The sequence below is a fragment of the Paenisporosarcina sp. P4_E4_2 genome (assembly GCF_056401595.1).
Map to the genome: position 1 here is coordinate 1 of NZ_JBFUJC010000391.1, position 2,715 is coordinate 2,715.

A 2,715-nucleotide genomic window follows, 5' to 3' on the forward strand; every position below is an offset into this window, starting at 1 on the left:
AGATTTACAGTAAATGCGGCTACTATTTAAAACGTGATGATTGGGAAACTTACTATAATCAGGCAATGAAACTTTACGAGCAATTGCATCTATACAATCAGTGGGCATCGCTAGCGATGTTTAAAGGGTTAATCAAGTTCAACCAACACGCTTACGAAGAAGCCTTGTCGATTATTTTGGAAGAACATGCCCGTTTTGATTCACCCGCTATCAAACTGGATGCCGTGACCACCCTTGACTACATGTACATTGAATCCATTTTATATTCGGCAGTTGGCAAATATGAAGAATCCCAGTTGAAAATGAATGAAGCCTTATCTTACTCAAAAGAAGAACGAATTTTTTACCGCATCGACGATTTATATCGATTGGCTGGAGCCCAGGCCATTATCAACGGAAACGATGCGGACCGTGAATACTATCTCCGCAAGGTCAGACAATACGGAGAATTCGCAGAAAATCTTTATTCCACAGCCATGGCAGAATTACTGGAAGCACATTATTACAACTCCTATGCACATGAGTACGATAAAGCGCTGACCCATATCGAACATTTTCTAGAACTCGGAAAAGAACTGTATAAGAATACAGAGGATACCAACCACTACCTGCTCGAAAAAGGAAAATCATTATTCGGGCTGGGTCAAATCAATAAAGCGCTGACGCTACTAAACCAATATAAAGTGCCCGACTATTCCCATCACCCACTTGATTTATCAATGAGTTATGAGGTTCATGCCTATCGTGCGAAATGCTACGCTAAACTTGGTGATAAAGAAAAAGCGGTGAATGAAGCCAAGATTGGTCATGACTTGATTCTACCGTTACCCGAAACACCATATAAAACGTTTATTCTCCATACGTATAACGACTTGCTAAAAAGCAGTGACTCCTTCTGAGTTCACTGCTTTTCATATGCTTTGTAATGATGAAGCCACAATAGGAATTTCTCGAAAGCTTCTTCAAAATCTGGCYGAATGAGTGACAGTTGGGCCCACTTTCTTTGCTTCAAATATTCACTTTGAGCATGAAGATCAAATCCAGAAAGTCTCGCATCCTTGACAAGGTACTCCGTTTTCGACGGAACTTTGAGGGTCACAATCATTGGATAGCCCTGCCCAGTCAAAAATTCAAGCTCTTTGTTGGTTTCCGCCATTAAAAGCGTTTGATAGCGGGTATTTAACAAGTCATAACGTTCATTTTGCCTGTATGCACCCAACGCAATCTCAAGGCTTGCAAGCATTTGAGAAGAATAAGTGAATGGGATTTGACCATTCGAATAACACCCCAGATCCAAATATGTTGGAATGGTGTGTGATTCTTCGATTATGTGATTTGAAAAAACCATTGCCATTCCAGACATCGAACCGATTGCTTTCCCACTTACACCCGATGCCAAGTAGATGTTTTTAAGCTGAAAGCGAACTGCGCCGAACGAACTGACACAATCCATACACACCTTGATTCCAAGTTCATTACAAAGTTTCTTAATCGGAGCCACATCATTCAGCATCCCTGTGGAGGTTTCCCCATGTGTCAGTAAAATCCATCCGTACATACCAGACTTCAAATGATGTTCCACTTCTGAATAATCGAATGGCTCTCCCCACTCCATTTCTATAGTGTCGTACGCCAGACCCCATCTTTGAGCCTGTTGTTTCAAACGTTCCCCAAATGCACCATTAACCAAAATTACCCCTTTGGATTCGAGCTGTGTAATTTGGGCGATCATGGCTTCATTGGCAAGTGTCCCGCTTCCTGCCAGCAAATGAACATGTGATGCCCCTGCCATTTCCAAGAGCATGGTCCGTACCCGTTTCAGAGACGCTTCAAATTGATATGACCGATGGGAGATCGGTGAGCGCTGAAAAACTTTTTTCATTTCCACACTTAATTCATTCGGACCCGGATAGAAAGTATAGCGCTTGCTTTGAAAGCGAGCAGCAACCGATTGTTCATAATGCTGTTTAGTCAAATACATGGGGACAAAAACGGCTTCCCCACTTCCTACAGGTTTTCCAAACGCTTTGAAACCGAGTTGGTCGTAAAGTTTTAATTCCCGGACGGTTCCTGAAATGACCGCTGCCCCATAGCCTTTTTCATAGGCATGGTCAGCCAATGCACGTGCCAGCATGAAAAATACACGACCGTTCCGATGATCTTTGCGGACCGAAAGCAATCGTATTTCACATAATTTGCCGTCCAACGCTTCTTCAGGAAGCCCATGTTCTACCGGTCCCATTTTGCGGTCCAGGGAAAATGGGCGTTCATCACGAAGTGCAATCATTCCCACTAGTTCTTGGTTTTTCAGTACGATTAAATATGTATTCTCAGCATGGAATTCGTCTGTACGTTTGCCACTCGGATGGTGTTCATGCTGAGGTATCTCCTCTACGAATGTTTCATAATTCAGTTTAGCTATTGCCTCAAATTCTTTCTCTGTTCGAGCGATTTTACACCAATACATTGCATGCACCTTCCACTTTATTAAATTGGACGTTTTAGGGGACTGGAAGTTCTGTCATTTTAAAGAAATTTTATACAGTTCCCTTTAAAACCCCCATGCTCAAAAAAAAGATGGGCTGTGCATATCCTTTGCACGGCCCTTATTCACAAATTCTTATGGTTGTTTGAATCCTTTTCTTCCACGTTCATCGGTAACGGGGCAACTTCAACCCTGCCCGTTTTTTCAGACGATACGGTCGTTTCTAAGTT

General features: G+C 42.4%; 2 protein-coding genes. One reads left to right on the forward strand and one right to left on the reverse strand.

What is annotated here, in order from left to right:
* Nucleotides 1-899: helix-turn-helix domain-containing protein (locus AC1DSB_RS17580; RefSeq protein WP_477587235.1), on the forward strand; the 899-nt coding region annotated here is incomplete at its 5' end.
* Nucleotides 900-901: 2 nt separating this feature from the next.
* On the opposite strand, the gene AC1DSB_RS17585 is transcribed toward AC1DSB_RS17580, so the two are convergent.
* Nucleotides 902-2,467, reverse strand: coding sequence for a GNAT family N-acetyltransferase (locus AC1DSB_RS17585; RefSeq protein WP_477587236.1), 1,566 nt, complete (start codon nt 2,465-2,467; stop codon nt 902-904).
* Nucleotides 2,468-2,715 lie beyond the last annotated feature (248 nt).